This window comes from Vibrio lamellibrachiae (assembly GCF_050337265.1).
In the GTDB taxonomy this organism is placed as follows: Bacteria; Pseudomonadota; Gammaproteobacteria; order Enterobacterales; family Vibrionaceae; genus Vibrio; species Vibrio kyushuensis.
Genome location: NZ_JAKJSU010000005.1, coordinates 771,514 through 797,666 on the forward strand (window position 1 = coordinate 771,514; position 26,153 = coordinate 797,666).

Genomic DNA, 26,153 nt, shown 5'->3' on the forward strand with positions numbered 1-26,153 from the left:
GGGCCATAATCACGAGATTAATGGCCCTTATTCATGTTTACAGCAGTTTCTTGCGTGTTGGTAAGAACACCTCACCAAGCATGCATCGCACACTACCACCACCAATCGACTCAATGGTACTGACATCAAAGGGCAGCAGTTTTCCATGCGTGGATAGTTGAGCTAATTGAGCAGGCGAAAACGCATTGTACGCCGATTGCGACATCGCGATCACTTTACTTCCGTTCACCGTTTCAAGCTGAAGTATGTTGCCGCAGAACTGATTCATCTGCTCGACAGAGATTGAAATCACTTGCTTGCTTTTCGACAGCGACTTAATCACAAACCGTCGTTCGAACTCAGGGATCACCTCATCGCAAATGACACTAAACCCTTCACCAATCGCCATCATCACATTGGTGTGATAAACAGGCAGACCTGATTCTAAAGCCGTCTGAAACGAAATCACACGGTGATAGCCGATACGTTTTGCGTACTCTTCTAGCACTTCTCTGTCACAGCGTTGTGATAGAGCGGCATAGATAGTGCGGTTCCCATGATCTTTCACCATCACACCCGTACTTTCTAAATACGCTTGTTGGTCTGTGTAGCTCTCTAACGTATCTACGTGACCGACATTTCGCCCAGCATCGTTAAGCGCTGAAATAAGCTCATTAACCCTTACTTCATGGCGTCGGTTTTCACAGGCCATTGGAAAAGTAAAGAGTTCACCTGATGAGGTGGTACTAAACCAGTTATTCGGAAAAACAGCATCGGGTGTCGCTGTATCTGATATCGAATAATCAAAATCGATCACCTGTACCCCTTCACCGCGAAGCCCCGCAACCATCGTGCGGTACTCATTCATCGTTTGTTGATGAACCTGCTCTGGTGTTAGATCGGGTCGATGTTGAAACTCATTGTCTGCTGCGGTCTCTGGATTAAAAGAGAACTCTTTTGGTGGCACCATTACCACGCAGTTCGCGTTTTGAATGTGCACATTACGCATATTTGAAATTTGGTCAGGCGCAGCCGTCGGCTTTTTATTTTGCAACATCGTCTTGGCTCTTTTTAACTTACGATTTGCAATTGTAAACACATTGTTAAGAATGATTTTACTGAAGTTACTAATAAATTAGTCAGCAACAATTGGTTTTCCCTGTGCGCTGAGGGTTTTTCAGTTAAATTTACTGTCTCGTATTCGATAAATATTTATATAACCCGTTGTGGGTAACCACCACAGCACAACATATTGATGACATTTCATATCCAATCGTTATAACATGGCTTGGCCTTACTTTTTCTCTTATGTACTTATCACCAACTGATAAATACACTAAGAATGGGCTTAATATTAGGATGATTTATGTTCAAAAAATTCGAAGGTTTCACTAAACCTTTTCCCGACGAAGAGCCAGGACAGCCACCAACCGGTATTTTTGCATTTTGTCGTTATTACACCCGTGGATTTGAAATCCCACTGATAATCATGTCAGTCATGTCTATGATTGTCGCAATTGTTGAAGTGTCACTTTTTGGTGCCATGGGCCAGCTTGTTGATTGGCTATCGACCAGTAACCCTGAGACATTTTGGCAAGATTACGGCAGCTCATTAATGGGCTATGGCGTGCTATTGCTTATCGTCATGCCGGTGCTTGTCATTGGTTACTCCCTATTGATTCATCAGACGCTGTTGGGTAACTATCCCATGTCGATCCGTTGGTTGGCGCATCGATACTTACTAAAACAGAGCCTAAATTTCTATCAAGACGATTTTGCAGGAAGAATTGCAACCAAAGTGATGCAAACATCGCTTGCGGTACGTGAAACCGTCATGAAATCGATGGATGTATTCGTTTACGTATCGGTCTACTTCGGCTCTATGGTGGTGCTGCTTGCTTATGCTGACTGGCGATTAATGATACCAATGCTAGTTTGGCTTGGTTGTTATGTTGGGATTCAGCTCTATTTTGTACCACGACTCAAGAAAATTGCAGCCGAACAAGCAGATGCTCGATCAACCATGACGGGGCGCATTGTTGATAGCTATACCAACATTGCTACGGTGAAGTTGTTCTCTCATAGCAAACGGGAAACGGAATACGCTGAAGAAGGCATGCAAGGCTTCCTTGGCACTGTCTATAAACAGATGCGTCTTGTAACTGGTTTTGATGTTTTAGTCGAAATCACCAATTACGTACTGGTTTTCTCAGTCGCTGCATTATCTATATTCTTATGGATGGACGGTTCGATTACGGTTGGTGCCATCGCCATTGCGATCAGTTTAGCGCTGCGTATAAACGGTATGTCGATGTGGATCATGTGGGAAGTCAGCGCTCTATTTGAAAATATGGGTACTGTCGTTGATGGCATGAAAACATTGGCCAAACCTGTAGATATTCAAGATAAGCCAGAAGCCAAACCGTTGACCGTACCTCACGGCGGGATTAGCTTTGAGGATGTCAGTTTTCACTATGGTGAAAACAAAGGTGTGATTAGTAACCTCAACCTTGATATCAAACCAGGCGAAAAAGTGGGTCTTGTTGGGCGTTCAGGGGCAGGTAAATCAACCTTGGTTAACCTTCTTCTGCGCTTCCATGATGTAGAAAGTGGCAAAATTAAAATTGATGGCCAAGTGATCTCTGATATTACTCAGGATTCACTGCGTAGCAATATTGGTATGGTGACACAAGATACTTCACTGCTGCATCGCTCTATTCGAGACAACATTTTATACGGCAACCCTGATGCGTCTGAAGAGGAGTTGATTAAAGCAACCAAACAAGCACACGCTGATGAGTTTATCGAAGCGCTGACCGACCCATTTGGTAATACGGGTTACGACGCTCAAGTTGGCGAACGTGGCGTTAAGCTCTCTGGTGGCCAGCGCCAGCGCGTGGCTATCTCTCGCGTGCTATTAAAAGATGCACCTTTACTGGTACTGGATGAAGCAACCTCTGCACTCGATTCTGAAGTAGAAGCTGCAATTCAAGAAAGCTTGAATGAGTTGATGCAAGGAAAAACAGTTATTGCCATTGCACACCGACTGTCCACCATCGCAGCTATGGACCGTTTAATCGTTCTTGATAAAGGCAGTGTGGTTGAACAAGGTACGCACCAAGAGCTCATTACTCAAAAGGGAATCTATGCGCAACTTTGGGCACATCAAACGGGTGGCTTTATCTCTGAAGAGTAACTCTTAAACTCGTTTTAATAATGATGACTAAGGGAGCTATATGCTCCCTTTTTTCTTATATATTAATGATTAATAGAAATCCCGCTTCAATTCACCTCGAAAATCACTCTGACCACCCAGTCAAAAATCATCAATATAGATCACAATATCGACTCAATGTCTTACTATTGTTACTAAATAATGTGAGATAGATCGTGGCGAAATATGCAATTCAAGGCTAAATTCAATACAGACTCAAACGAAGATAGAGTCAATAGTTAGCTCAGTGAAGAGCGCCCTGTTGTATAAAGTGAGGGATATAATGAAAAAAACAAGAAGAGCACAATTGCATCGCGTCAGAATTCAGTATTGGAAAGACACCAATAAAGATGCAAAGAAGCCGTAAACTGGCTTACCAATAAAATGTTTAACCAAAAAGAAGCTGGCTTATAGCCAGCTTTAACATTTTTAGAGCCTAAGTATTTTTATCATGTAAGTATTTTTGAATCTAAATAATTAGGTATTATCCGCTTCATTATAGCTCTGCAACCGCTTCATCACCCATCATCGATGCACAATTAATTTCGTATTGGTTATACGTAAAGACGCTTGGTCCGTGGCTGCGCTTGGTAATCACTTTATCATCGCCAAACTGTACCGTGACATGCGAATAGACTTTATTTTTCACCTCAACGGTATTCGTCGCTAATAACGCGTCAAATTCTTCTTTGCATGAATCGACCGCAAACTTGGCTTTTTCGAGCTTAGTATTGGCCTGAAGCTTAAACGCCTCAAGCTCGCTCTCTTGTTCTTCAGTTCGCTGAGATTTTGGGATTTTCTTAAACTCTAACTCACGCCTAATCACTTCCATGGTCGACTCTTGTGCGAGCTTATAGCGTGCTTTTAGCTTAGAAATGCGCTCTTTAAACATAGGGAACTTAGCAAAACCCTCTACATGCGTTGCAGTATCACCTTCCACACCAAGGTTAATACACGTCACCTTACCGCCAACCTTAGCAATACCGCCACTTAAAGTTCCCTGCTTGTCTGAACTATCATTGACGTGTAGGTCTTTGCCACAGCGCAAAACGTTATTTAAACAGTGTACTGACAAAAAGATATCTTCCGCAGCCTGCAACTCTGAGAACTGAGCGTAATTGGCTCGAATTAGCCCGCCTGATTTAACGACACAACTTTTAGCATCACCTTCAGAAGTAGTATGGCCAATAATCCCTTTAGCCACTTCAATATCGCCCTGAGCTTGTACATCAGCACTTTCAATAAAACCGCCAACAGTAATCGATCCGGTTGCTCGCACCACCATATCTGACTCAATATTGCCACTCACAACAATAGAACCTTTGAATTTTATGTGGCCTGTTGCGACACCAATATTATTAAGGACAAGTGCGTTATCTACATCAACCGTTCTCTCTTTCAAGATAGGCATACCAGATAGACTAGCGAGTAGTAGATTGGGGTTAGTCGGCGAGATGTGGGACCCTTTACCCGCAGAAAGTGGCTTGTCATTACCTGGTTTCGGGGGAATCACTTTGCCTTGTACGGTAATACCTGCGGTGCCTTTCGTTGCTGGAATACGCTTCATTAACGGCTGGTCAATATCAACGGTAATCGTCTCGCCCAAGTTAAGCATATCAACTTTGTCATCATCACCTTCTGCTTGAGGCGCTAACACTTGGCTAGTCACATCTTCTACCATAGGGATAAACTTGGAGTCTTTACCTTGAATCTGGCTCACTCCTTTGGCCACAACCTGAGTGAAGGTTTCTCCCGCTTTCAGCTGATTACTCACCACCAGTACTTTTTTGAGCGCGAGTTTATTAATCCCTTTAGTGATGTGCGCTTGTGACAGGCAATGAACAATTTCATTGCCTCTTAAACCACGTCCACCATAAGCACCTGTAACAGTAATACTTGCCAACATATCATGGTCAGAGAGATCGACTTTCGCTTCGGCGTTGCGAATTTCTGCCACTAATATTCCGTCGTATGCGTCTTTTTTTAGCTCTTTGGCACGCGTAACAAAACGTAAGACATTCTCTTCAATAACACAAAGATGTCCCGCCTCGATATTGGTGAGAGCTTCTTCCAGACCTCTCGCATCGAAGTTATTATCGACCGTAATATCTACTGTCAATCGCGCAATGACTTGCTGTTTATCATCTGAAAAAGAGATGAAGTTTTTCCACATACAACGTACCTGTTAAAGGAATGGGTCCATTTTTTACAGTTTATACAATTTATTTTAGGTGAAAAATACATCATTCTCAAAATTAAGGCATGCATCACTAAGGTGACCTTTATTCCATAAATTGTAACGGTAACTTAATAGTAGATTAAGATGCATTTTAACGCGTTACCAATAACTTGCATAAATGAAGCCATAACGGACAAAGCATACAAAAAACCCGTTACTACATTAATGCAATAACGGGTTCTTAAATCACTTTCTATAATTTCTTACCGATCTAATCAACCATATAGAGTTTGATACAGTCCCTCTTCTTCGACTAACTCATGATGTTGCCCTGATTGGATAACATTGCCATCCTCGAGTACATAAATCACATCCGCTTGTTTCACCGCAGAAAGTCGATGCGCGACAATGAGGGTGGTTTTACCTACTAAGAACTCACTCATCGCTTGATGAAGTGCAGATTCAGTTGCAGTGTCTAACGCTGATGTCGCTTCATCTAAAATAACAAAATCAGGATTGGTCAGTACCATACGCGCAATCGCTAGCCGCTGCCTTTGCCCCCCAGAAAGGCGAACCCCTTGCCTTCCAAGCTGAGAACTGAGTCCATCAGGCATTTTTTCAACCACCTCTGTAAGCTGCGCTACAGATAGTGCCTCGTTAAGCTGAGCATCAGTGTAGGACTCACCAAGCGTCAAGTTTTGCCTAACCGTGTCATTGAAGATCATGGGTTGCTGTAACACGGGGGCGATTTTAGACCGTAGAGCTTCATAACCCACTTGTTCAATAGGGTAACCATTGATCAATATGTCGCCACTCTCTTTTTGGTAGATGCCTAACAACAGTTGAATCAGAGTCGACTTACCACCACCAGATGCTCCAACAAGCGCCACTCTCTGGCCTTTAGCAACGGTAATATTCAAGTTATCTAAGACCTTGCGCTCACCATCAAATGAAAAGCTGACGTTGCGACACTCAATCTCGAAGGATTCATTGTCTTTAAATGGGTTAACCGTTGGGGTTGGTCGGTGTTCTTCTTCAAGCGCGAGAATAGTATTAATCCGTTTCATCGCCGCATTCGCGCCAAACCATGAATACTGGATATTAAGTAGATCTTGAATTGGCGAGAGCATAAACCACAGGTAACCAAAAATAGCGAAGATCTGCCCTACGGTTAAATCGCCCATCAGCACTAGAACCACCGCCGCTGCTCGGAATATTTCAAAGCCCACCAAGAACATTAAAAATGACATGCGATTGGCGGCATCTGATTGCCATGCGTAATTATCGGCATCAACTCGAATATCATTCGAATCACTCTTTAACTTGGTCAGGTATTGTTGCTCACGGTTGGAGGCTCGTAACTGATACAAACCCTCTAGTGTTTCAACAAGGCGCTGCTGGAATCGCTCAAAAGATTTATTCTCACGCTTTTTCAGCGTCTTGACTTTTTGCCCCATCAAACGCGACAAATAGACAATCACAGGATTCAACAACACAATGAAGAGCGCCAGTTTCCAATCAAGCCAGAACAAAACCGCTGCAATGCCGATGGTGCTCAATATCGCGATTAAAAAACGGCTCAATGCACTGCCAATGAACTTGTCTATCGTTTCAATATCAGTCACGAAATGGGACGTCAATGAGCCACTGCCTCTCTCTTCATACTGGCGCATGCTAATTCTGCCAAGCTTGGTCAGTAACTGCTCACGTATCTTTCCAGTGAGGGATTTAGAGATCAGTGTAAATTGCCTAGTCTGATAGATATTCAACGCTTGACTAGCAATTCGCATGATCACCACAAGCGCCGTTACTATCACGACATAACCGAAAGGGGTTTGCCAACTCAGAGGAACTATCTGGTTAATCAGAGCAATACCAGAGGCAGGTTGGTGCAACACCACTTCATCAATCAACAACGGCATAAGCAAAGGAATGGGCACACTCAATATCGTTGCAAAAACCGCAACAATATTCGCGGAAATAAGCTTTCGTTTATGCTTAGAAGCTTGCTCAATAAGCCACGTTCGATTAATAAATAATGTCGTCAAAGTTTATACCTTAAAAAATTATAACGAACCAATATAACAAAACCGCCCTTCATAAGAAGAGCGGTAACTTAGGATTTTCTTTATTAAGAAAAGCATTCCCTATTTAAAAAGAGAAATTAGAACTCATATTTTGCTGTCACCGCAAAGCTTCTGCCTGCTTGAGTCAAAGATTTGTCCTCTGCGCTAAGGCCACGAACATCACTCCAGTTGTAATACTCTTCATCTGTCGCGTTAAAGATACCAGCGCGAAGTGTTACGTCTTTCATTGGAACGTAGTAAGCGGTTAGATCAACAACCGTAGCACTTTCTGGCGTAAAGACAGCTTCGGGGTTACCCATACGGTCAGTACCTGGTGTCACATCGCTTTGCTTCTTCTTCGCGGTATACGTCACTTTAAGCGAAGTACCCCATAGATTTGATGGTGCGTCATAGTTTAAACCAATCACCGCATTCCAAGGGTTAACTGACTCCAATGGTTTATCATCCCCATCTTTACCTTCTGTATAAGCTGCTGCAATACGAGTCGTCACACCTTCCGCACTACCCGTCAGTTTATACCAATTAAGGGTATTTCCTAGCTCGACACCCTTGATTATCGCTTTGTCTATATTAACATTCTGATACTCCATCGTTCCGTCTTGAGCAATGTTCGCTAGTTCAGAATCAATAAAGTTATCGTAATCACTGTAGAACACAGCAAGTTCTGTAGAGCTTGCAGCAACATCGTGTCTCCAACCTAGCTCATAAGAGATACTCTCTTCAGCTTCAAGATTAGGGTTTGGTAAGTATGCATACGAATATCCATGTCCCGCGTTTTTATAAGAATAGAATAGCTCCTGAAAATCTGGAGCACGGAAGCCTTGGCTAACCTGAGCAAAAATTTTGTTTTCTTGGTTTACAGTGTAAAGCCCACCCAGTCGACCTGTTACTGCAGAATCAGAATACTTTTTGTAAAGAGTTGGATCATAAGTTCCATCAGGGAAGTTACTGCCAGGGTCTGTTTCAAATGAGTCAAAACGTACACCAGGAGTTAAAATCAGATTACCAATGGTGATTTCATCTTGAGCAAAGAAACCATAACGGGTTTCAGAGGCTTCTGGCATGTAGAACACCGTGATGTCATCTTGAATTGAGTTATATTCATGGTTAGTGTTTGAAATGTCTTTGTTAGAGAATGAAGCACCATACACCACAAAGTGTTCTGCTGATCCGGTTTCAAAGTACTTGTCTAGCTGAACATCGGCTTGAACGCCTTTATCGCTGTATACGTAATCTTTCTTTTGTACATTACCAGCACTGTATGATCGGCTCGGCGTAATATAGGTACGATTAGTAATGCCTTGCTGATCTTTGGCTAGGTAATCAAGCTGCCAAGTCAGTGTATCAGCCGCAGCCGCTTGCATATCCCAGATGTGCTTAAGGCCAATACGGTAGCGATCGCTAATATCTTCACCTGTGTAGTTGGTGTAAGCATCATCGGTAAAGTCAGTTTTCACCGTGCTGTTAACGTACTCTCCAGTAAACTCAACACGGTGAGCTGGATTGATTTGATACTGAAGTTTTAAAAGCAGGTTATTGGCATCTGAGCTTTGCTCGTCCATGTTGCCAAAGTTATCCACTTCTTCGCCATCTCGACGCGTATACGCGACTAAAGTTTCAAGATCGCCTACACGGTTAGCAAGCGCTACGGATTCGCTAAATGTGTTATCTGCTGACGAAAAGTTAAACTTCGCATGGCCGCCAAAGTCTTTACCGTCCTTTAGAAAATCCGTTGGATCTTTTGTTTCAAATGCAACAATACCACCAATAGCATCACTACCTTGTAGCGAGGATGCCGCACCTTTGACCACTTCAACCGATTTCAGCATATCGACATCAACATCAACACGACCTGAGTTGATGAATGAATACTCGTTTTTAAACTGGTTAGGCTGTGATACACCATCGACCAAAATCTTAATACGGTTCCCTTCCATGCCACGGATATTAATACTCTGAATACCTTGGCGAGAATCCGATTGAACATCAACGCCCGGCGTATAGCTAAACAGCTCAGCCACAGAGTTAGCCATGTTCTCTTCGATCTCTTGATCGCTAATTACCGTGACAGAAGCGGCGGTATCTTGAATCGTTTGGTTGGTGCGAGTCGATGAAACGACGACTTGATCTAAGGTAAATGCCTCTTCTTCAGCCATGACAGCGTTAGAAGCCAAGATCGCAGTGACCATCACTGCTAAAGGTGTTTTGTTGTACATGTTAATCCATTCCCTAAATTTGAGGCGAAAAGTCCCCTGACCAGCTCACAATGAACTGGTCTAACTGTTGATTTGTTATTGTTCTAATTAATTTAAACGGCTCTATTGAGCAGTAGAGCTAATCTATTATTTAGTGCTAAGTTATTTAGAAATAATGTGTGATTTAGAAATAACGAGTGACTAGCTTGGCTCTACTGCCAACTGAGCCTCTTTTTTATCTCTCATATGCCCTTCCGAAAGATGAAGGAAGCTGAGTAGGTCATCACCAGAAACATTGAACGCTTTACCAAAGCCTTTTACATAGCGGCCTTGTTCTGGTACCAGCTGATAAAGGTTAAAGTCATCTAATGTGCTGAGATTATCAATGATGTCACCAAAGCGTTGACGCAACGCCGTGATACCTTCAACACCCATCTCTGACTGTTTATCCACACACGAAGCTTGTGAGTCAAAGCTTAAACGACGGCGAGCATAAATAGACTTCGCTTGAGACTCATCTTCGATCATCATGATAGACACACACTTGGTATGCTTTAAATTCTGGCCATGCTGAGCAATATCACTGATCAAAATAAAGTAACCATTTTCAGTGTGTGCGTAAGGAGCATAACTAACATGAGGCACACCGTTATTAAGCGTCGCCAGTTGCAGTGTCTGACAGTTGTCTCTAAACTCTTGAATCTCTGGTCCTAGACGGTCTTGTAGTCTTTGCTGTTTATCTATCACGCGATGAATTCCTTCTTTAACTCTTTAAATGCTTCTATTTGCTGTGGGATTAATTGGCGGCTTTTATCGCGACCAAGGTAAACTTTAAATATGCAGTTTCCATCATGGGTATAAAAACCAATGTAGTGACTTTCCATTGACCTAAAAGGTTTGCTGACAAAAGCGATATGCTTCACCAAGTCAATTTTCAGGTGTCCGTGCAACCCTTCTTTACCCATGATGTTGTAATAGCCATGCGCTACTTTTCCCTTAGGGAACGGGTTTTTAAATTCAAAAATGGAGCCAAAAGAGTGCACGATAGTGGTTACTTTTCCCCAATCTGGAAGTTGAGTTAGGATCGCTTCTGTATGGACACCATTAATGGTTACCACACACTCATCAGGGAGTGCGAACGTCACCTCACCTTCGGTCAAGCCGAGCTGTTCTGCCATTGAAGAGACTGGCGTGCCGTTATCTTGGGCTAACACATTCGCTACTTTTTGTTTTACTTCTAGGTATGAATTACTTACAAACATCCTATCTCCGTTACGCTACTGCGGTAGCTGTTTCTAATTTTTGTGAGCTGATCTTTTGTTTAGAAAATGACTGAATCACTTGAATGGCATTTTGCGCCAATGTGACTGACCAAAACTGACCCGCTAACGTGAGTTGTACGTATTGATAATCTGCTTCTACTAAGCCATTCTTTTGCCATGCATCGAACAAAGGCTTTAACGCTGAAAATAATGGATAACCCGCGATTTTATCTAAACTTGTTTGAGACAATACGCCACGGTCAAACGCAGACTTAATAGCGCTGTTGATAGGGGCTTGCTCAGAAACCTGCATCAAACCATTAATAGGAAAGAGCTTCTGGTCGATCGCCTCAATGTACTTATCCATATCTCGATATTGCATCATGGCAAAACCGTTTACATTGCCACCCGCACCTGCACCAATGGGCAACACTTCAGCCGTTGTTTTAGCTAGGCTGTTATAAACGCTGCGCTCTCGGTTGCCCGATGCCCAGTGATTAACACTTAACCGCCTTTGATGGTGTTTCGCCATAAACTCAACGCCCATTTTAAACATGCTCGCCTTCATTGCCGTGTCAGCAGGCATAGGCAACTTGCCTTGCTCAACAGCACGCTCCATCGGCAGCCCTTTCATTTCAATAAGCTGGTAGAGGTCGACACCGTCTACACCTGATTCAATATAACTATCAAGATCATGCAGCCAATTTTCTAGGGTTTGATGCGGCAGCCCATACAGCAGATCGATAACAATGGGAGCCGCGTTATAGCTCACCATCGATTGCAGCCTGTCCATCACATAATCGCTTTTGTCTAAACGTTTAGCTGCCAATCGAACAGTATTGTCAAAGCTCTGAACACCAAAAGAAAAGCGGTTAAAGCCACCTTCTAATGCTGACTCAAACTTTTTGTCATCGAAGCGGTTAACGCGCCCTTCGAGGGTAATCTCGCAATCAGCCGTTAAAGGAAATGATGAACGAATCAGCTTTCCCAACGTCTCTAAATGCGCAGCAGAGAGGTCCGTTGGTGTTCCGCCACCAACATACACAGCTTGAAACGGCGCAGATTGCGTCCATTCAAACGAAGACTTCCAACGAATCTCTTTCACTAGTGCTTCGAAATATTGATTCATGAGTTGCTTAGATGAAGCGTACTGAAAGAAATTACAGTAAGTACAACGAACTCGACAAAACGGAATGTGGATGTAAAGGCAGCGAGCTGACCCTAACTTTGTCGCCGAAACACTTAAAGCGGTATTCAGCTGCATCTGCACTTTATCGGGCGATACGGCACTCATGTTCCCACCTGCATGAGCACCCTTTTTTTTACCGAATGCAAAGCGAAGTGGGTCTGGTGTAGAGAGGCCGACTAAATCGACGTCAGAGGTATCAATCGTAACCATAAGATTTATATGTTTATTTTATCGAGCCGTTCAATTTGACTGTATGGTATACCGCCCAAACAGTAATGTAAATAATAATTGATCTCATTCGCATATAGTGGATAATCAGTCTTATTGATGATTGATATGGACAGAAGGAATAGGTATATGGAGTTAAAAAGGTACGCTATCTTTGCTGGGCTTTCCGTTGCAATTCATAGTGCTGCATTCTCTGCAAGCTACAAACCTATAACAATTTCACCTGTTGCTTCTACTGCTGGAAAATCTGTCAGTATCCAATTTATTGCCCCTGCACCTGCTGTAGAACAGAGCACCGCACCCGAGGTAACTAAAGAGAATCCAGTTAGTAAGACTGAAACCACCACTAAAACGAAAGCTGTATCGACTATAAAGCCGCACCCTAAGGTTGAACCTGTATTGGCAAAACCTGTACTAGCTCAATCTGTTCCAGCTAAGTCTGTGCAGCCGAAAGTAAAGCCAGAGAAACCAAAAGCGAAACCTGTGGAAGCGCCACAGCTAAAAAACGAACCAGTGGCGCAGACTAAAACACCGAAAAAGCCCATTAAACAGCCAGCACAGAAACCAGCAGAAGAAAAAACAAACAAACCAGAACAGGCTGAACCTAAACAACTCGCATCACAAAAGATGCTTAGCGAACCTGTTGAGCAAAAACCAGAGTCACCAGTTACTACCGCCAATGCGACAAGTGCGTCACCGAAACTTATCACCAAACCAACCTTTGAAACTCGACCTTCTGCGATCGATTATCCGCGTAGCGCTAAGCGTCGAAATATCCAGGGCGTTGTCTTAGTCGAAGTGTGGCTTGACCCTGAGGGCGATCAAACTAAGTTGTTGATCGTTAACTCGTCTGGGCATCAAATTCTCGACAGTGCTGCACTCAAAGGGATCTCGGAGTGGCAATTTCGCCAACACCAAAATGACGGACGAGCAATTGCTCACCGTGTTCAAATTCCAGTCAATTTCAAACTAAACTAATTATGCATATTCTTAATTCTATCCACTCTCAGCTAGGGCTCATGACATGGCCGCTTACGATCATGTCATTTCTAGTCATCATGATCTTATTAGAACGCTCTGTTTTTTTACTCCTCAATACCCGAACAAGAAGTAAATCTCTGCTACAAACGCTACGTCAGCTTGATATGAAAAACGCTGAGAGTGTCAATGAGTATTCAAGTGTACTCATCGCGAAAAAGCACACGCTTGAACAAGGCGCGGGGATGCTACTTAGCCATCGTTATTTTGAAAAATCATTGCGAGAAGAAGCCGTCAGTATTTGGCTACAAAAAAAACGCCAAGCGTACACCTCGGGTTTAAAAATCCTCTCCATTATTGGTGTCATTGCGCCGTTAGTTGGTCTGTTAGGTACCGTATTAGGGCTGATTGATATGTTTCAAACTCTAGGGGAATCTCAAGGTTCGATTGAACCCTCTTTGCTTGCCGAAGGGTTGGGGCTTGCTATGTCAACGACAGCTGCTGGCCTTCTGATTGCACTACCCGCCATCACAGCCGCTCAGCTGTTTAACCTGTGGGCTGATAGTAACTTAAGCAAAATTGAACACGGTCTCAACCACTGTAACCTTCTACTAGAAGGGATAAGTTTTGATCAATGTGATTTAAGAAATGAACAGTGCCATTTAAGAAATAAACAGAGTGCTCCAAAAAACAGTGCATCGGAGTCACACCAATCTTCGTTATCTTCGGCTTGTCCGCAACAATCAACAACATCAGATAGCAAACACGCCGCATGATCACAAGCAAACAAAATTCAGTCTTTAATGGCGATGATCTCAAACCGGATTTAACCCCGCTACTGGATATCATTTTTATCGTCATGGTGTTCTTACTATTAACGGCCAATATCGATATCAAAACTATGGATGTTGATATTCCAACCACAGAACAACAAAGTGTACTGACCCAAGTTGATTCAGAGGTGATTGCCATCAATCTCATGGTCCAAGCTCCCTATTGGGCCATCGAACAACAGACTTTTAGCGATTGGGAATCATTCTCTAAAGCGCTAATTGCAACCTCAATTAAGTATCCTAAACGAGATCTAGTCATCGGTTCTGATAAAAATGTACCGGTCGAGAAAATGCTCCAACTGCTTGCTTTTATGCAAAAAAATCAAATGAACGCCACCAGCATCATTATGGATGAAGAGACAAAATAATGAACAACCTACCCACTTCTCGTGCTGTAAAAGCACTTTTAATTAAAACACTTACGGTTACTACTCTGACTTGTACGGCAATGTCATTTTCTGCTTTCGCTCAAGAACGTATCATCAGCGCTGGCTCGAACATTACTGAGCTGTTTTTTGCTCTCGGGGCTGAAGATCAACTCGTTGCGGTTGATGTGACGAGTAAAAGCTTTGTCAAAGACATGGAGATCCCGCAAGTCGGTTATCACCGCCAACTGTCTGCTGAAGGCCTCATGGCTTTGAATCCCACGCGTCTCATTGGTTCTAGTGAAATGGGCCCAGAGACAACGTTACAGCTATTAAAAGCGAGTAATGTTGAAGTAATGACACTTCCATCGGATAACTCTTTATCAGCGCTTCATCAGCGTATCGATATTGTCGGTGATATCGCAAATAAACAGCAAGAAGCTCAACAACTAAAACAAAAAGTAGACAGCGAAATTGACCAGCTGACGAAAAAAACGCTTAAGTCACAGCCGAACGTTATCTTTCTAATGCTCAGTGAAGATCGCCCAGCAACAGCGGCTGGAACAGAAACGCCCGTCGATAAAATAATTTCTCTTTCCGGCGCTATGAACCCAGCTGCGGAAATGATTCATTCGTATAAGCCTCTTTCTTACGAAGCCATTATTGCCCTGCAACCAGACTACATCCTTGTGAGTGACCGCTCTTGGGCAACATTTGGTGGGCAAGAAGAGATCCTCAAAAAACTTCCGTTGCTTGCCGCAACACCAGCGGGAAGTAAACAACAAATCATCTCAGTTCCAAGCAGTGCATTAATTGGGGGGTTCGGTCTGCATAGTTTAGAAGTCGCCAAGCAGCTCAACCAACGTTTCAATAAGTAGTTATTTTTATGTCTGTATCAAGCATTACCCGCATTCCAGCACGCCTATTATTTCTAACGGGATTTGTCGCTCTTTACTGCGCCATCATCAGCTCAGTCGCTTTAGGGCCAATGGACATATCGATCATCGATAGCATTCAGGCTCTACTTCCAACGTCATTAAGAAGTGCTGAGCTGCCTGCACACATCACCTTAGTCATTCAGCAGATTCGATTACCTCGCACCTTATTGGCTATTGCTGTGGGAGCTATACTGGCACTGTGTGGCACCGTCATGCAGGGGCTATTTCGCAATCCACTCGCAGACCCAGGAATTATTGGGGTTAGTGCTGGCGCATCGCTTGGTGCGGCGATTGCCATTGTTCTATTTGGCTCTCTGGCTCAAAGCTACCCACAATTACTTCTGTTTGGCACCGTACCGCTGTTTTCATTTATTGGTGGTGCATTGACGACCGTGGTGGTTTATCGCCTAGGAACAAGTGCAAACGGTACGTCTGTCACTATGATGCTTCTAGCTGGCGTAGCGATCGGGGCTCTAGCAGGTTCTGGCCTTGGCTTGATGAACTACTACGCAGACGATCAAGCACTGCGTGACCTATCACTTTGGACCATGGGATCACTTGCTGGCGCTAATTGGAGCGGTTTGCTACTCGCGTTTTTCACTTTGATAACGCTGTTCATTCTGTTCTACCGCAAAGCAGAACCGTTGAACGCTCTTTTGCTCGGTGAGGCTGAGGCCAAGCACATGGGGGTTGAGGTGCAAAAGCTAAAACGACAACTTATCTTGCTTACCGCAGCAGGCGTTGGCGTCACCGTTGCCTTATCGGGAATGATCGGTTTTGTTGGCTTAATTGTTCCGCACCTTGGGCGAATGATGATTGGCCCTAATCATAAGTCACTACTTCCTATCTCTATGCTTATTGGCGCGTTGCTGCTGCTCATTGCCGATATGATTGCACGAACGGCTGTTGCACCACTTGATATGCCCGTAGGAATCGTTACAGCCTTGATTGGCGCACCATTTTTCATTTGGCTACTTATAAAACAGAAAGGGCGCATCTAATGTCTCATACCGCGCAATTGTCCCACTCGCTTACTCAACACTCTATGGCTCAACAATCGGTCAATCAATTATCTGTCACTCAATCATCTGCCACTTCGGAGCACGTTATATCGATTAACCAAGTAAGTCTAACTCTTGGCAGTAAAGTGATTTTAGATAAAGTAAGCACTCACATTAATGCTGGCGAATTGACCATCTTGCTTGGCCCTAATGGAACAGGTAAAAGCTCACTGCTTAAAATGATTACGGGTGAATATTCATCACAAGGTGATATTCACTTCTTCGAAAAAAAATCTGAACAATGGGCCCCACAAATCCTCGCAAAACATCTTGGCGTGCTTCCTCAATCGAGCAGTTTGAGTTTCAATTTTAGCGTTAAAGAAGTGGTTGAATTAGGCGGTATTCCACTGCAAGCAAGTGCCTCGACTATCACCGACATCGCAAAACAGAACATGCAACTTACGGATACTGAACATCTAGCAGACCGTTTGTATCCAAGCTTATCTGGCGGGGAGAAGCAACGAGTACATTTTGCTCGGGTATTAACTCAATTGGCGCAGTCTAACGGACAAAAAATATTGCTCTTAGATGAACCCACGTCGGCACTGGATCTCTCTCATCAGCACCAAACCTTATCGCTGGCTAAACGGTTAACTGAGCAAGGGGCGGCAGTCGTTATTGTCATGCACGACCTAAATCTCGCGGCGCAGTACGCCGATAGAGTGATGATTTTGAACCAAGGGAGTATTGTTGCTGATGGGACACCATGGCAGGTCTTAACAGAAACGATTATTGAACAGGTTTATGATTTTAGCGTCAGCGTGATGCCTCATCCAAAGCAGGGACACCCTGTGATTCTTAGTTAATTTTCTAGGTCGAATCCGCTGTCTATCTATTAGACTAGTCCCACAGACACTAGACCTAACGCTATGCTGAACTTGGGAAACCGTGTGGTGAGTTAAAGCGATATACCGCGGTGACCCTTTTACCTTCATTAGAGTACCTAAGAGAGTCACACAACTCAGCTGCGAGGACGATACCACGCCCGTGCGTTAAGCTGTTGCTCTCATCGATATCATTGAGGTGATGATAATCAAATGACGCCCCGTTATTTTCTAACGTCATAGTAAGCTTCTCATCTTCCGGCTGATAGTCGACGTGTAGCTTAACCCAAGCGTCTACTCTCAGTGCTTTTAAACGCTCCTCTCTTAGTTGATAAAATTCAAAAAAACCATCAGGGTCTTCTTTTAAAGAGGACTCCAACCCCAATAAGCCATGTTCTATCGCATTGGCAAACAGCTCAGAAAGTACCGAGCAAACCAAATCTAAATGTTGACCACCGTTTAAGATCCCTGATAAGTATTGGCGAACCTCACTGAGAACGCTGACCGTTTTTAACACGTGCGCAGGAAAATGAAGTGTGGTTTCTAATGGAATATGACTGTAGTAAAAGTCAGTCGGTATCGATTCACTGTCGTTACCATTAATGATTGGGAATGTCATAGACAACACAGAAAGGTCATCATCCGCCTTCATATTGGAAAACTCTCTTACCGCATCATAGATAGTCGGTATTTTCGCCTTTCCATTTTGCAGTACCGCTTCAAGACGATCTTGACCAAATTGTTCCCCACTCTCATTCATGGCTTCTGTAACGCCGTCGGTATAACTTAAGATTTGCTGATCAGGCTCTAAGGTGAGATGCACAATATCTGTTTCAAATTCATGGGAATCTAAAACCCCTAATGGCATATGATTAGACCTCAATCGGCGAATGATCTGTCCATCTTTATCCAGTACATAAGTATCAGGAAGGCCTCCGCCCCACCAAGAAACTTCAAAACCATTAGCCCGGATCTCAAAGACACTGGCTGCCAGCATCATTCCCATAGGAAGAAATTTTGACAGCGAGTTATTAATCTCGTTAACGATCTCGCCAAGCGATAACCCTTTCTCCGCCATACTAAAAAAGGCTCGAGTTGCAGGAATGGCAGAGATAGCAGCAGGAAGCCCGTGCCCTGTCGCATCTGCAACCATCACATAAGCGCCGCCATGAGGGCGGTTGGCTACTACAATTAAGTCGCCATTGAAGACGGTGGATGGCGTGGAGATATAATTTACACCGTAAATATGACTCACCTGAGAGCTCATCTCTTCCATCAAGTTGGTAAAAATGGACTCAGAAATAGAGTAATCATATTGTACTTGTTCTTGAAAGTGGCTCAGTTGATCGCGCTGGTGGACCACTTCTTTGTGCATTTTTACAATACGGTAGTGTGCTTGAACCTTCGCAATAATGACATTACGTTCCACAGGCTTGGCAATAAAGTCATCACCTAAGGTTAGGCAACGTTCATAAGACGTATGGTCGTCAAGTACGGTTAAAAAGATGATAGGGATATGGATATCGGGAAAGGCTTCACGTATCTCAGCAGCAGTGGTGAAACCATCTTTTTTCGGCATCATCACATCAAGTAGAATAACGTCAGGCAGTTCTTCCATTTTTTTCATAGAAGAGACGACACCTTCGCCCGTTTCAAACGTATCAATAGAAGTCGCGAGATCCGCTAGTATGCAGGCACATAACTCTCGATTGGTCACATGATCATCAACAATCATTAATCGCATTGCTCTTCTCCCTTGCTCTTCCCTAGTAAAAATAGACTTTGTAGAAGCCCTTGAACCTAGGGTTAGTCAATTTGAAACTTCTTATCGAAACGAGAAATAAGCAATATTTTCTTCACTTGCGGCAAGGTGTTGGTGATGTTGATCGATCCATCAGGTTGGCTCAAATAGTTTTGCATATTAAGCAACATACCTAAGCCCGCACTGTCGATGTAATCAACCTTGCGTAAATCGATGGTAAAACGATACTCCTTCCTATCGGTGTAGCTTTTTCTAAATTCCTGAACCAAATTAAAGCCAAATGCACCTTCAATCGCGATAGTCACTTTTTTCGAAGTTGTGTCTATTTTTGTTTCAACCGTCATATGCTTTCCTTAGAATAATTCCACTTCGCCTTCTTCAATACTTGATTGGCTTGCAGCTGGTGCTCTTCTGTTTTTTGAGCGGCTTAATATGTCTGATAACACCTCTTTAAGCTCTGCATCCTCATGGTGAGTCTCTAGTGCATTCACCACTTCCATCAAGTATTCCATTGACTCCTTGGCATAATCACCCTGCTGCATAACGATATCAGCAAATTGCAATGCCCGAACCCCATCCCCCACGTGACGATGCATTTCAACACCAAGTTGGCGAATCTTATGCACTTCCTGCTCTATCTCGATATTGACTTGGTGAACACCTTTCAACATATCATCCACTTGCTCTTTCGACTCTATGGCCGTGGACATATCAATAGATGCCATCTCCCCAACAGTGCTGTTGGCTTCTTTTACGGTGCTTTGAGCAATATTGATCTCTTTTTCAATCTCCGAGTTAAGCTCTTCTGCCTGCTTAGATAAATTTCTTACCTCTTGCGCAACCACGGCAAATCCCCTGCCGGCTTCTCCCGCTCTTGCAGCCTCGATGGCTGCATTTAGTGCTAGCAAGTTAGTCTGTTCTGACAAGCCTCTCACTTGTGCTAATAGTTTGAATACCGTACCTAACTTGTCCGACATATCATGGATACTGTGCACAGCGGAGATACTTTTCTCTGAGATATTGACCATAGTGCCAACAAATTCTGAAATGATTTTTTCAATTTTAGGTAGAACCGATGCGAGATCGTATTCACTGTCTTGGTTCGCCAGTAACCCATCAACTAAAGAGCCTGAAACCGCACTCTGCTCTTCACTGGCTTTTTGCAAACTAAAAAAGCTGTTGTTAAGTGTTTCCACCGACTCATCGATAATACTGTGTTGCTTTCCCAGTGGGTCAGCTACTTTAGGAATTCCATCTTTCAAAATAAGTTTTAGCTCTTCAGCAATACTATGTTGCAGCTCTGATTCTTCACTATTGCCATCGTCAATGACCTCAGGCTCACCAGCTGACAATACAAGCCACGGAACGGCTGCAACAATGAGCATCAGCCCTAGGTGAAATATGTTTTGTGATAGGAACATCCAAACAGCAAGAAGGGCAACTTGTACAGCCAATGCGATAAGGTTCTTGGACTTTTTAGAAAGTCTACGTTGATTCATAAGCCTTTTTCCTGACGTATCAGTGAATTTTAATTATCATTTATCTATATATGACGGTTTTGATAGACAACAGCGTCTTTATTTTCTAACGCTTACCGTATTGCTACATTCTTACTTATAAATATAGTCATACAACTGTTTTGGAACCTGTGAGAGCGACACTAGTTTTTTTACCGCTCCAATTTCATAAGCCACTTTTGGCATACCCCACACAACGGAAGATTGCTCATCTTGCGCTAAGGTTATGGCGCCTTTGTTTTTCATATTCAGCATGCCTTCCGCTCCATCGCTCCCCATGCCCGTCAGCAATACACCTATCGCCTTATCACCAACAACTTCTGCGACAGAGTGATACATCATATCGACCGACGGTTTATGACGACTCATTGGCGGGCTATCATCTAACTGACAAAATAGATGGTTACCACGACGAAAGACCGTCAAATGTTTATCGCCTGGAGCAACGTATGCACAGCCATTAACAAGCGGGGCTTTCGACGCGGTGAGCTCTTTCACTTCAATGTCACTGGCATCATCTAAACGCTTGGCAAACGAGCGGGTAAACATCGCGCTTATGTGCTGTGTGATGATAATTGGTGGTAATCCAGCGGGAAGTGCAGACATAACATTTTTAACTGCTTCCGTTCCCCCGGTTGATGCACCGATAGCAATAATTTCAATATCTGTTTGCTTACTACAAGGATCGATTTCTGGTGCGGCCTCAACCGAATTAGCCGTTTGTACATTGGCTTTCGCCGCCATTCGAATCTTGTCATTTATTTCGGTTTTGTAATCAACAATCTCACCGGTCTCTTCGACTGAAGGTTTGGGGAAATAATCAACAGCTCCGGCTTCAAGCGCTTCAAGTGTCGCTTCTGCCCCATGCTGAGTTAACGTGGATATCATCACCACTGGCATAGGTCGTAGACGCATTAAATTTCGTAAAAACTGAACACCATTCATTTTGGGCATTTCTATATCAAGAGTGATGATGTCAGGATTAAACTCTTTGATCATTTGCCGAGCTTCATACGGGTCTTCTGCCGCAGCGATTACCTCTAGCTCTTTGTCTGAATTGATAATCTGAGTCAATAAGGCTCTAAAAACAGGAGAATCATCAACAACAAGTACTTTGGTTTTTCTCATTAAAATAACTCCGCATCATCATCATGATTTTTGTGACTCTCTTTACCCAGCTCTGTCGCGTATTTCTCTTCTTGATGCTGCAATTGATGAACTTCAGTAAATGGAATTCGTTTTAGCCACGCTTTGCCCGTCATTGGTTCAAAAATAACTTTCCGCGGCTCTAAGCCACCTAAATCATGGGCTTCTACTATCAATTGCTCTTGTTCGACATAGCGGTTAATAAATTCAATATTCTTCTCTCCGATCATTGAATAACGCCCAAGCATCTGTGCGCCACCAAATAGTTTTACTCGTAGATGCGATCGGTCAGATCCCATTGAGATAAGGGTATTGATTAGCATCTCCATCGCATGGCTTCCATAGCGTGATGCGGTAGAAACAACCTCAGTTGCGTGCCAGTGACGAAGTTGGTCACTGCTATCAAAAGGTAAGAGAAAGTGGTTCATGCCGCCAATGTGTAACTCTTTATCCCAAATACACGCGGCAATACACGAACCAAGGCCAGTACAGATGACTTCATCATGATCAGTACAATAAAGGCCACCCGGCATAACCTTAACGACGTGACTTTGATGCCGAGGATGATAAAAGCGGCTAAAGTGTGCGTTTTCTGTGTGCCGCTTTTGAACGTGAAATGCCATCATTTATGAGCCTCGTTGTATGAAACGTATTTTCTTAAACCGACTGACTGTTCTACCTTTCCAATTATCTTTATGTTTGTTGATGGAGGCAGCTAGCTATTGTTCTTCTTGTTTTTTTACGTAAATCGTATGCCCAAGATGATGAAAAAGATCACTGCTTGAAGCGGCACTTTCTGAATGGCCGATAAACAAAATGCCAGTGGGCGTTAGTGCTTCATAAAACCGCTGTAACAATTTAGCTTGCGTATCCCTATCAAAATAGATCATCACATTGCGACAAGAGATAAGATCAAATTTTGCCATCTTCGGCCACTTATCAAACAAGTTGAGCTGATTGAATATAATTTGCTTCTGCAAGCCTTGCTTAATCTTTATCTTGCCTAGGTGTGTCCCCCTTCCTTTTACAAAACACGATTTTAAATAACGGTCTGGAATACTCTCTATCGCCTCTTCGTCGTAGACGCCTTCTTTTGCATGATTTAGGACGGCGGTATCAAGATCCGAGGCAAACAGGTTCACGTTATCAAAAAAATCAAATGCCCCCGCCACATACAGTGAAGAGATTAAGCTATATGGCTCTTGCCCTGTTGAGCACCCAGCAGACCAAATGTTGACGCTTTTATTTCCCTGGTGTCGCCACTGTTCTATAGCTGGACCTTCTAGAAATTCAAAGTGGTGGTACTCTCTGAAGAACTCGGTTTTATTGGTTGTAAGGGCGTTAATAAAATTAATCCGCTCGGTTTCTGAGCTTTCAATTATCGTCCGATAGTCAGCAAATTTAAGCACTCTTGCGGCCCGCATTCGTCGGCTTAACCGACCGTAAACCATATTTCGTTTACGGTCGGACAGGTAAATCCCGACGTGTTTATGCATGTACCACTGTATATACTTAAAGTCTTTATCGGTAAGCTCGAACTCTCTTTCCATCGTGGCTGTGCCCTCAGCCTGAGTTAAAACTCTTCCCATTCGTCGCTATCCTCGCCCATATCAAAACCAGAATTTACCGCCTTATTAGAGCGTAGTTCACTGACATTATTTTGAGGAGCTTCCGGTGCTTTAGTTTCTATTTTTTTAGACTCAAGCGTTGCGACATTGCTGTCTGTTGTGAAGAAGTTCATCAGGTTAAGCAGAACTTTCCCTTCGTCTTTCAACGAGGCGCTGGCAGCGGATGTTTCTTCTACCAGAGAGGCATTCTGCTGAGTCATTTCATCCATGGTGGCAATGGCTCGGTTGATTTCATCGATACCGCTCGATTGCTCAATGCTTGAAGAGGCTATCTGTGCGATAAGCTCTGTTACTTTAGCAACCGCATCAACGATCTCTTTAAGTGTGGCACCCGATTCATCGACTAAGCGAGAACCTTCATCCACTTTCTCAACACTGTCGTTGATAAGCCCTTTGATCTCTTTTGCTGCTGCGGCACTTCGCTGTGCAAGGTTACGAACCTCACCCGCCACAACCGCAAAGCCTCGACCTTGTTCACCCGCTCTAGCAGCCTCTACCGCGGCGTTCAGTGCAAGTAGATTAGTTTGGAAGGCAATTTCATCAATAACGCCGATGATGTCTGCAATTTTCTTACTCGCGTTGTTAATGCCCGACATCGCCGCAACGGCTTGCCCGACCACATCACCACCTTTGCCCGCTTTCGTCGCAGCGTCATCAGCCAGTTCATTAGCGCCTTTGGCGTTGTCAGCGTTTTGTCTTACGGTTGCGGTCATCTCTTCCATACTAGCTGCGGTTTCTTCTAGATTGGCAGCCTGCGCTTCAACACGTTGGCTCAAATCATCATTACCATCAGCAATTTCAGAAGAAGCGGTGGCTACACGGGCCGAAGAGGTTGTGATTTTTTCGGCCATGTTTCTTAGGTTCACGATAGAGGTATTGACCGCATCCGCTAAGCGAGCAAATTCACCGTTGTAGTCGTTAGACATACTGTCTTTTAAGTTACCGTCGGCAACCCCACTCATAACATCGATACACTCTCCTAGTGGCTTAACAAGCGTATCGAGTAAGTTATTAACACCATCACCTAGTTCTTTCATAAAGCCGTTATAGACAGTGGTATCAATTCGTTCGCTCAAGTCACCCACAATAGCTTTTTGAATCAGCGACTCTACTTGACGCTGGCCATCTTGCTGCTCAGTGATATCTTCCCACTGTAGGGCTGGGCCTATGTAAGTGCCTTCTGAGTCTCGCATCGCTATACAGGTTAACGTGAACTCCAGACCACCAACGGCAATATTTGAAGTAAACGGTAAAGCATCAGGGTTACTTATTATACTGCGTTGGTGCGCTGGGTTTTTATGGAAAATATCAATGTTCGCGCCAATTAATTTATTGGTATCAAAGGCTGGCAGTACCGCCCTTAGTTCCGACTCACGAGATTTCAGCAATGTCATCAGTGAGGGGTTAATGTCTCGGATAATACCTTCACTGTCTGCCATCATCAGGTTGGTGGTCATCCCTTCAACCGCTGACGCTAAGCGGCCGATTTGCTGCTCTTTCGCTCTTTCGGCTGTTACATCAGCCCACTCAAGCGTATTACCAATGTACTCTCCCTCTGCGTCGGTTATTGCGGCTACATTCAGCTCAATCAGCACATCCGCAATTTGAATATCGGTTTTGTACGGTAAGTTCGCAGGGTCAGATAGCAGCTTACGTTGATGCGGTGGGTTCTTATGGAACTCATCGATACAACGCCCCATTAACCACTCTTCCGAGGCTGTGAACCCTGGCCATACGGTTCTTAATTGATCTTCAATCGTTGCGAATAGCGTTATTGTTGAATCGTTTGCATAGGTAATCAGGAAGTCACGATCAATCATCACCATCGCGGTTTGAGCTTGACCAACGGCTGCTTGAAGCCTTGCTACGTCATTATCTCTTGCGTATTTCTCAGTTACGTCATCCCATTCGAGCGTATTACCTACGTAGTTGCCTGCTGAGTCCAGCATTGCGGATACGTCTAACTGTATTTTCACCCCTTTCACATCAATAACAGTGCTAAAAGGCAAGTTATTAGGGTCACCCAATAACTGGCGCTGATGCGCAGGATTAGTATGGAAGTTATCGATACAGTAGCCATTCAAATGCTCTTCCGTTGCCTCGAAGTTCGACCACACAGTTTTGAACAAGGCTTCATGGGTTTTCAGTAACTCAATGGTTTTCGCATTGGTGTAGGTGATGATTAGGTCTCGGTCGACCATCATCATCGCCGTTTGCGATTGATCGACGGACGCTTGTAAGCGTGCCACTTCGTTGTCTCGATTGAACTTCTCAGTAACGTCATCCCACTCTAGGGTGTTACCGACATAATTCCCTTCCGAGTCGATCATTGCCCCCACGTTGAGCTCAATCTTCACCCCTTTCACATCAATCACGGTGTTGTAAGGCAGGTTGTTTACATCCGCGAGCAGTTGACGTTGGTGCGACGGGTCTTTATGAAAACCATCAATACAGTAACCAATTAAGTGCTCTTCGGTTGCTTTGAAGTTTGACCACACGGTTTGGAATAACGCTTCGTGCGTTTGCAACAACTTGAACGTTTTAGCGTTGGCGTAGGTAATGAGGAAGTCTCGGTCGACCATCATCATCGCCGTTTGAGATTGATCCACAGACGCTTGTAATCGCGCCACATCATTGTCTCGATTGAACTTCTCGGTAACGTCATCCCACTCTAGAGTGTTACCGACATAATTCCCTTCGGAGTCAATCATCGCCGCCACGTTGAGCTCAATCTTCACCCCTTTCACATCAATCACGGTGTTGTAAGG

The 26,153-nt window shown here is 43.9% G+C and carries 21 protein-coding genes; 7 read left to right on the forward strand and 14 right to left on the reverse strand.

The genetic code is table 11. The features are described 5' to 3' along the window. Positions 1-37: 37 nt before the first annotated feature. Positions 38-988 carry an arginine deiminase-related protein gene (locus tag L4C54_RS09040; RefSeq protein WP_428807964.1) on the reverse strand — a complete coding sequence of 317 codons (951 nt, stop codon included), beginning with the start codon at positions 986-988 and terminating at the stop codon, positions 38-40. Positions 989-1,345: 357 nt separating this feature from the next. Between L4C54_RS09040 and L4C54_RS09045 the strand changes: the two genes are divergently transcribed. Then, the gene (locus L4C54_RS09045) at positions 1,346-3,175 is read left to right on the forward strand and encodes an ABC transporter ATP-binding protein (protein ID WP_428799532.1); all 1,830 of its coding nucleotides are present in this window, start codon (positions 1,346-1,348) and stop codon (positions 3,173-3,175) included. Between the two features lie 514 nt (positions 3,176-3,689). Here L4C54_RS09045 and L4C54_RS09050 read toward each other — a convergent pair. From L4C54_RS09050 to hutW, 6 genes are all read right to left on the reverse strand, one after another. Continuing rightward, positions 3,690-5,366, reverse strand: a complete 1,677-nt coding sequence (locus L4C54_RS09050) for a flagellar assembly protein A (RefSeq protein WP_428807926.1) — start codon at positions 5,364-5,366, stop codon at positions 3,690-3,692. Between the two features lie 281 nt (positions 5,367-5,647). Next, positions 5,648-7,354, reverse strand: coding sequence for an ABC transporter ATP-binding protein (locus tag L4C54_RS09055; protein ID WP_428807965.1), 1,707 nt, complete (start codon positions 7,352-7,354; stop codon positions 5,648-5,650). 182 nt (positions 7,355-7,536) lie between these two features. After that, positions 7,537-9,675 carry a TonB-dependent hemoglobin/transferrin/lactoferrin family receptor gene (locus L4C54_RS09060; protein ID WP_428807927.1) on the reverse strand — a complete coding sequence of 713 codons (2,139 nt, stop codon included), beginning with the start codon at positions 9,673-9,675 and terminating at the stop codon, positions 7,537-7,539. Positions 9,676-9,855: 180 nt separating this feature from the next. Next, positions 9,856-10,401 carry a heme utilization protein HutZ gene (gene hutZ / locus L4C54_RS09065; protein WP_428799529.1) on the reverse strand — a complete coding sequence of 182 codons (546 nt, stop codon included), beginning with the start codon at positions 10,399-10,401 and terminating at the stop codon, positions 9,856-9,858. Then, complete coding sequence (gene hutX, locus L4C54_RS09070; protein ID WP_428807928.1) at positions 10,398-10,916, reverse strand: heme utilization cystosolic carrier protein HutX; 519 nt, start codon at positions 10,914-10,916, stop codon at positions 10,398-10,400. Before hutX ends, hutZ begins: the two co-directional genes overlap by 4 nt. Positions 10,917-10,926: 10 nt before the next feature. Continuing rightward, complete coding sequence (gene hutW, locus L4C54_RS09075; protein WP_428807929.1) at positions 10,927-12,315, reverse strand: heme anaerobic degradation radical SAM methyltransferase ChuW/HutW; 1,389 nt, start codon at positions 12,313-12,315, stop codon at positions 10,927-10,929. Between the two features lie 147 nt (positions 12,316-12,462). On the opposite strand from hutW, the gene L4C54_RS09080 reads away from it, so the two are divergent. The 6 genes from L4C54_RS09080 (at position 12,463) to L4C54_RS09105 (ending at position 17,314) form a co-directional block, all read left to right on the forward strand. Next, positions 12,463-13,311, forward strand: a complete 849-nt coding sequence (locus L4C54_RS09080; RefSeq protein WP_428807930.1) for an energy transducer TonB — start codon at positions 12,463-12,465, stop codon at positions 13,309-13,311. 2 nt (positions 13,312-13,313) lie between these two features. Next, positions 13,314-14,087 carry a MotA/TolQ/ExbB proton channel family protein gene (locus tag L4C54_RS09085; protein WP_428807931.1) on the forward strand — a complete coding sequence of 258 codons (774 nt, stop codon included), beginning with the start codon at positions 13,314-13,316 and terminating at the stop codon, positions 14,085-14,087. Beyond that, positions 14,084-14,512: an ExbD/TolR family protein gene (locus tag L4C54_RS09090; protein WP_428807932.1), complete on the forward strand. Its 429-nt coding sequence runs from the start codon at positions 14,084-14,086 to the stop codon at positions 14,510-14,512. The genes L4C54_RS09085 and L4C54_RS09090 overlap by 4 nt, the downstream gene beginning before the upstream one ends. Positions 14,513-14,592: 80 nt before the next feature. Continuing rightward, entirely contained in the window at positions 14,593-15,387 is a 795-nt protein-coding gene (locus tag L4C54_RS09095; RefSeq protein ID WP_428807966.1) for a heme/hemin ABC transporter substrate-binding protein, read from the forward strand. 8 nt (positions 15,388-15,395) lie between these two features. After that, on the forward strand, positions 15,396-16,448 hold the full coding sequence (locus L4C54_RS09100; RefSeq protein ID WP_428807933.1) for a FecCD family ABC transporter permease: 1,053 nt from the start codon (positions 15,396-15,398) through the stop codon (positions 16,446-16,448). A gap of 44 nt (positions 16,449-16,492) precedes the next feature. Then, positions 16,493-17,314 carry a heme ABC transporter ATP-binding protein gene (locus L4C54_RS09105; protein ID WP_428807967.1) on the forward strand — a complete coding sequence of 274 codons (822 nt, stop codon included), beginning with the start codon at positions 16,493-16,495 and terminating at the stop codon, positions 17,312-17,314. Between the two features lie 61 nt (positions 17,315-17,375). On the opposite strand, the gene L4C54_RS09110 is transcribed toward L4C54_RS09105, so the two are convergent. The 7 genes from L4C54_RS09110 to aer2 all read right to left on the reverse strand — a co-directional run. Then, positions 17,376-19,076 carry an ATP-binding SpoIIE family protein phosphatase gene (locus tag L4C54_RS09110; protein WP_428799522.1) on the reverse strand — a complete coding sequence of 567 codons (1,701 nt, stop codon included), beginning with the start codon at positions 19,074-19,076 and terminating at the stop codon, positions 17,376-17,378. Positions 19,077-19,138: 62 nt separating this feature from the next. Next, the gene (locus L4C54_RS09115) at positions 19,139-19,438 is read right to left on the reverse strand and encodes an STAS domain-containing protein (protein ID WP_428799521.1); all 300 of its coding nucleotides are present in this window, start codon (positions 19,436-19,438) and stop codon (positions 19,139-19,141) included. 9 nt (positions 19,439-19,447) lie between these two features. Continuing rightward, entirely contained in the window at positions 19,448-20,593 is a 1,146-nt protein-coding gene (locus tag L4C54_RS09120) for a methyl-accepting chemotaxis protein (protein WP_428799520.1), read from the reverse strand. A gap of 111 nt (positions 20,594-20,704) precedes the next feature. Continuing rightward, on the reverse strand, positions 20,705-21,739 hold the full coding sequence (locus L4C54_RS09125) for a protein-glutamate methylesterase/protein-glutamine glutaminase (protein WP_428807934.1): 1,035 nt from the start codon (positions 21,737-21,739) through the stop codon (positions 20,705-20,707). Continuing rightward, complete coding sequence (locus tag L4C54_RS09130; RefSeq protein WP_428807968.1) at positions 21,739-22,380, reverse strand: chemotaxis protein CheD; 642 nt, start codon at positions 22,378-22,380, stop codon at positions 21,739-21,741. Before L4C54_RS09130 ends, L4C54_RS09125 begins: the two co-directional genes overlap by 1 nt. Positions 22,381-22,476: 96 nt before the next feature. Then, complete coding sequence (locus L4C54_RS09135; protein ID WP_428799518.1) at positions 22,477-23,346, reverse strand: CheR family methyltransferase; 870 nt, start codon at positions 23,344-23,346, stop codon at positions 22,477-22,479. Then, positions 23,331-26,153: aerotaxis transducer Aer2 (aer2, locus tag L4C54_RS09140; RefSeq protein WP_428807935.1), on the reverse strand; the 2,823-nt coding region annotated here is incomplete at its 5' end. The genes aer2 and L4C54_RS09135, both read right to left, overlap by 16 nt.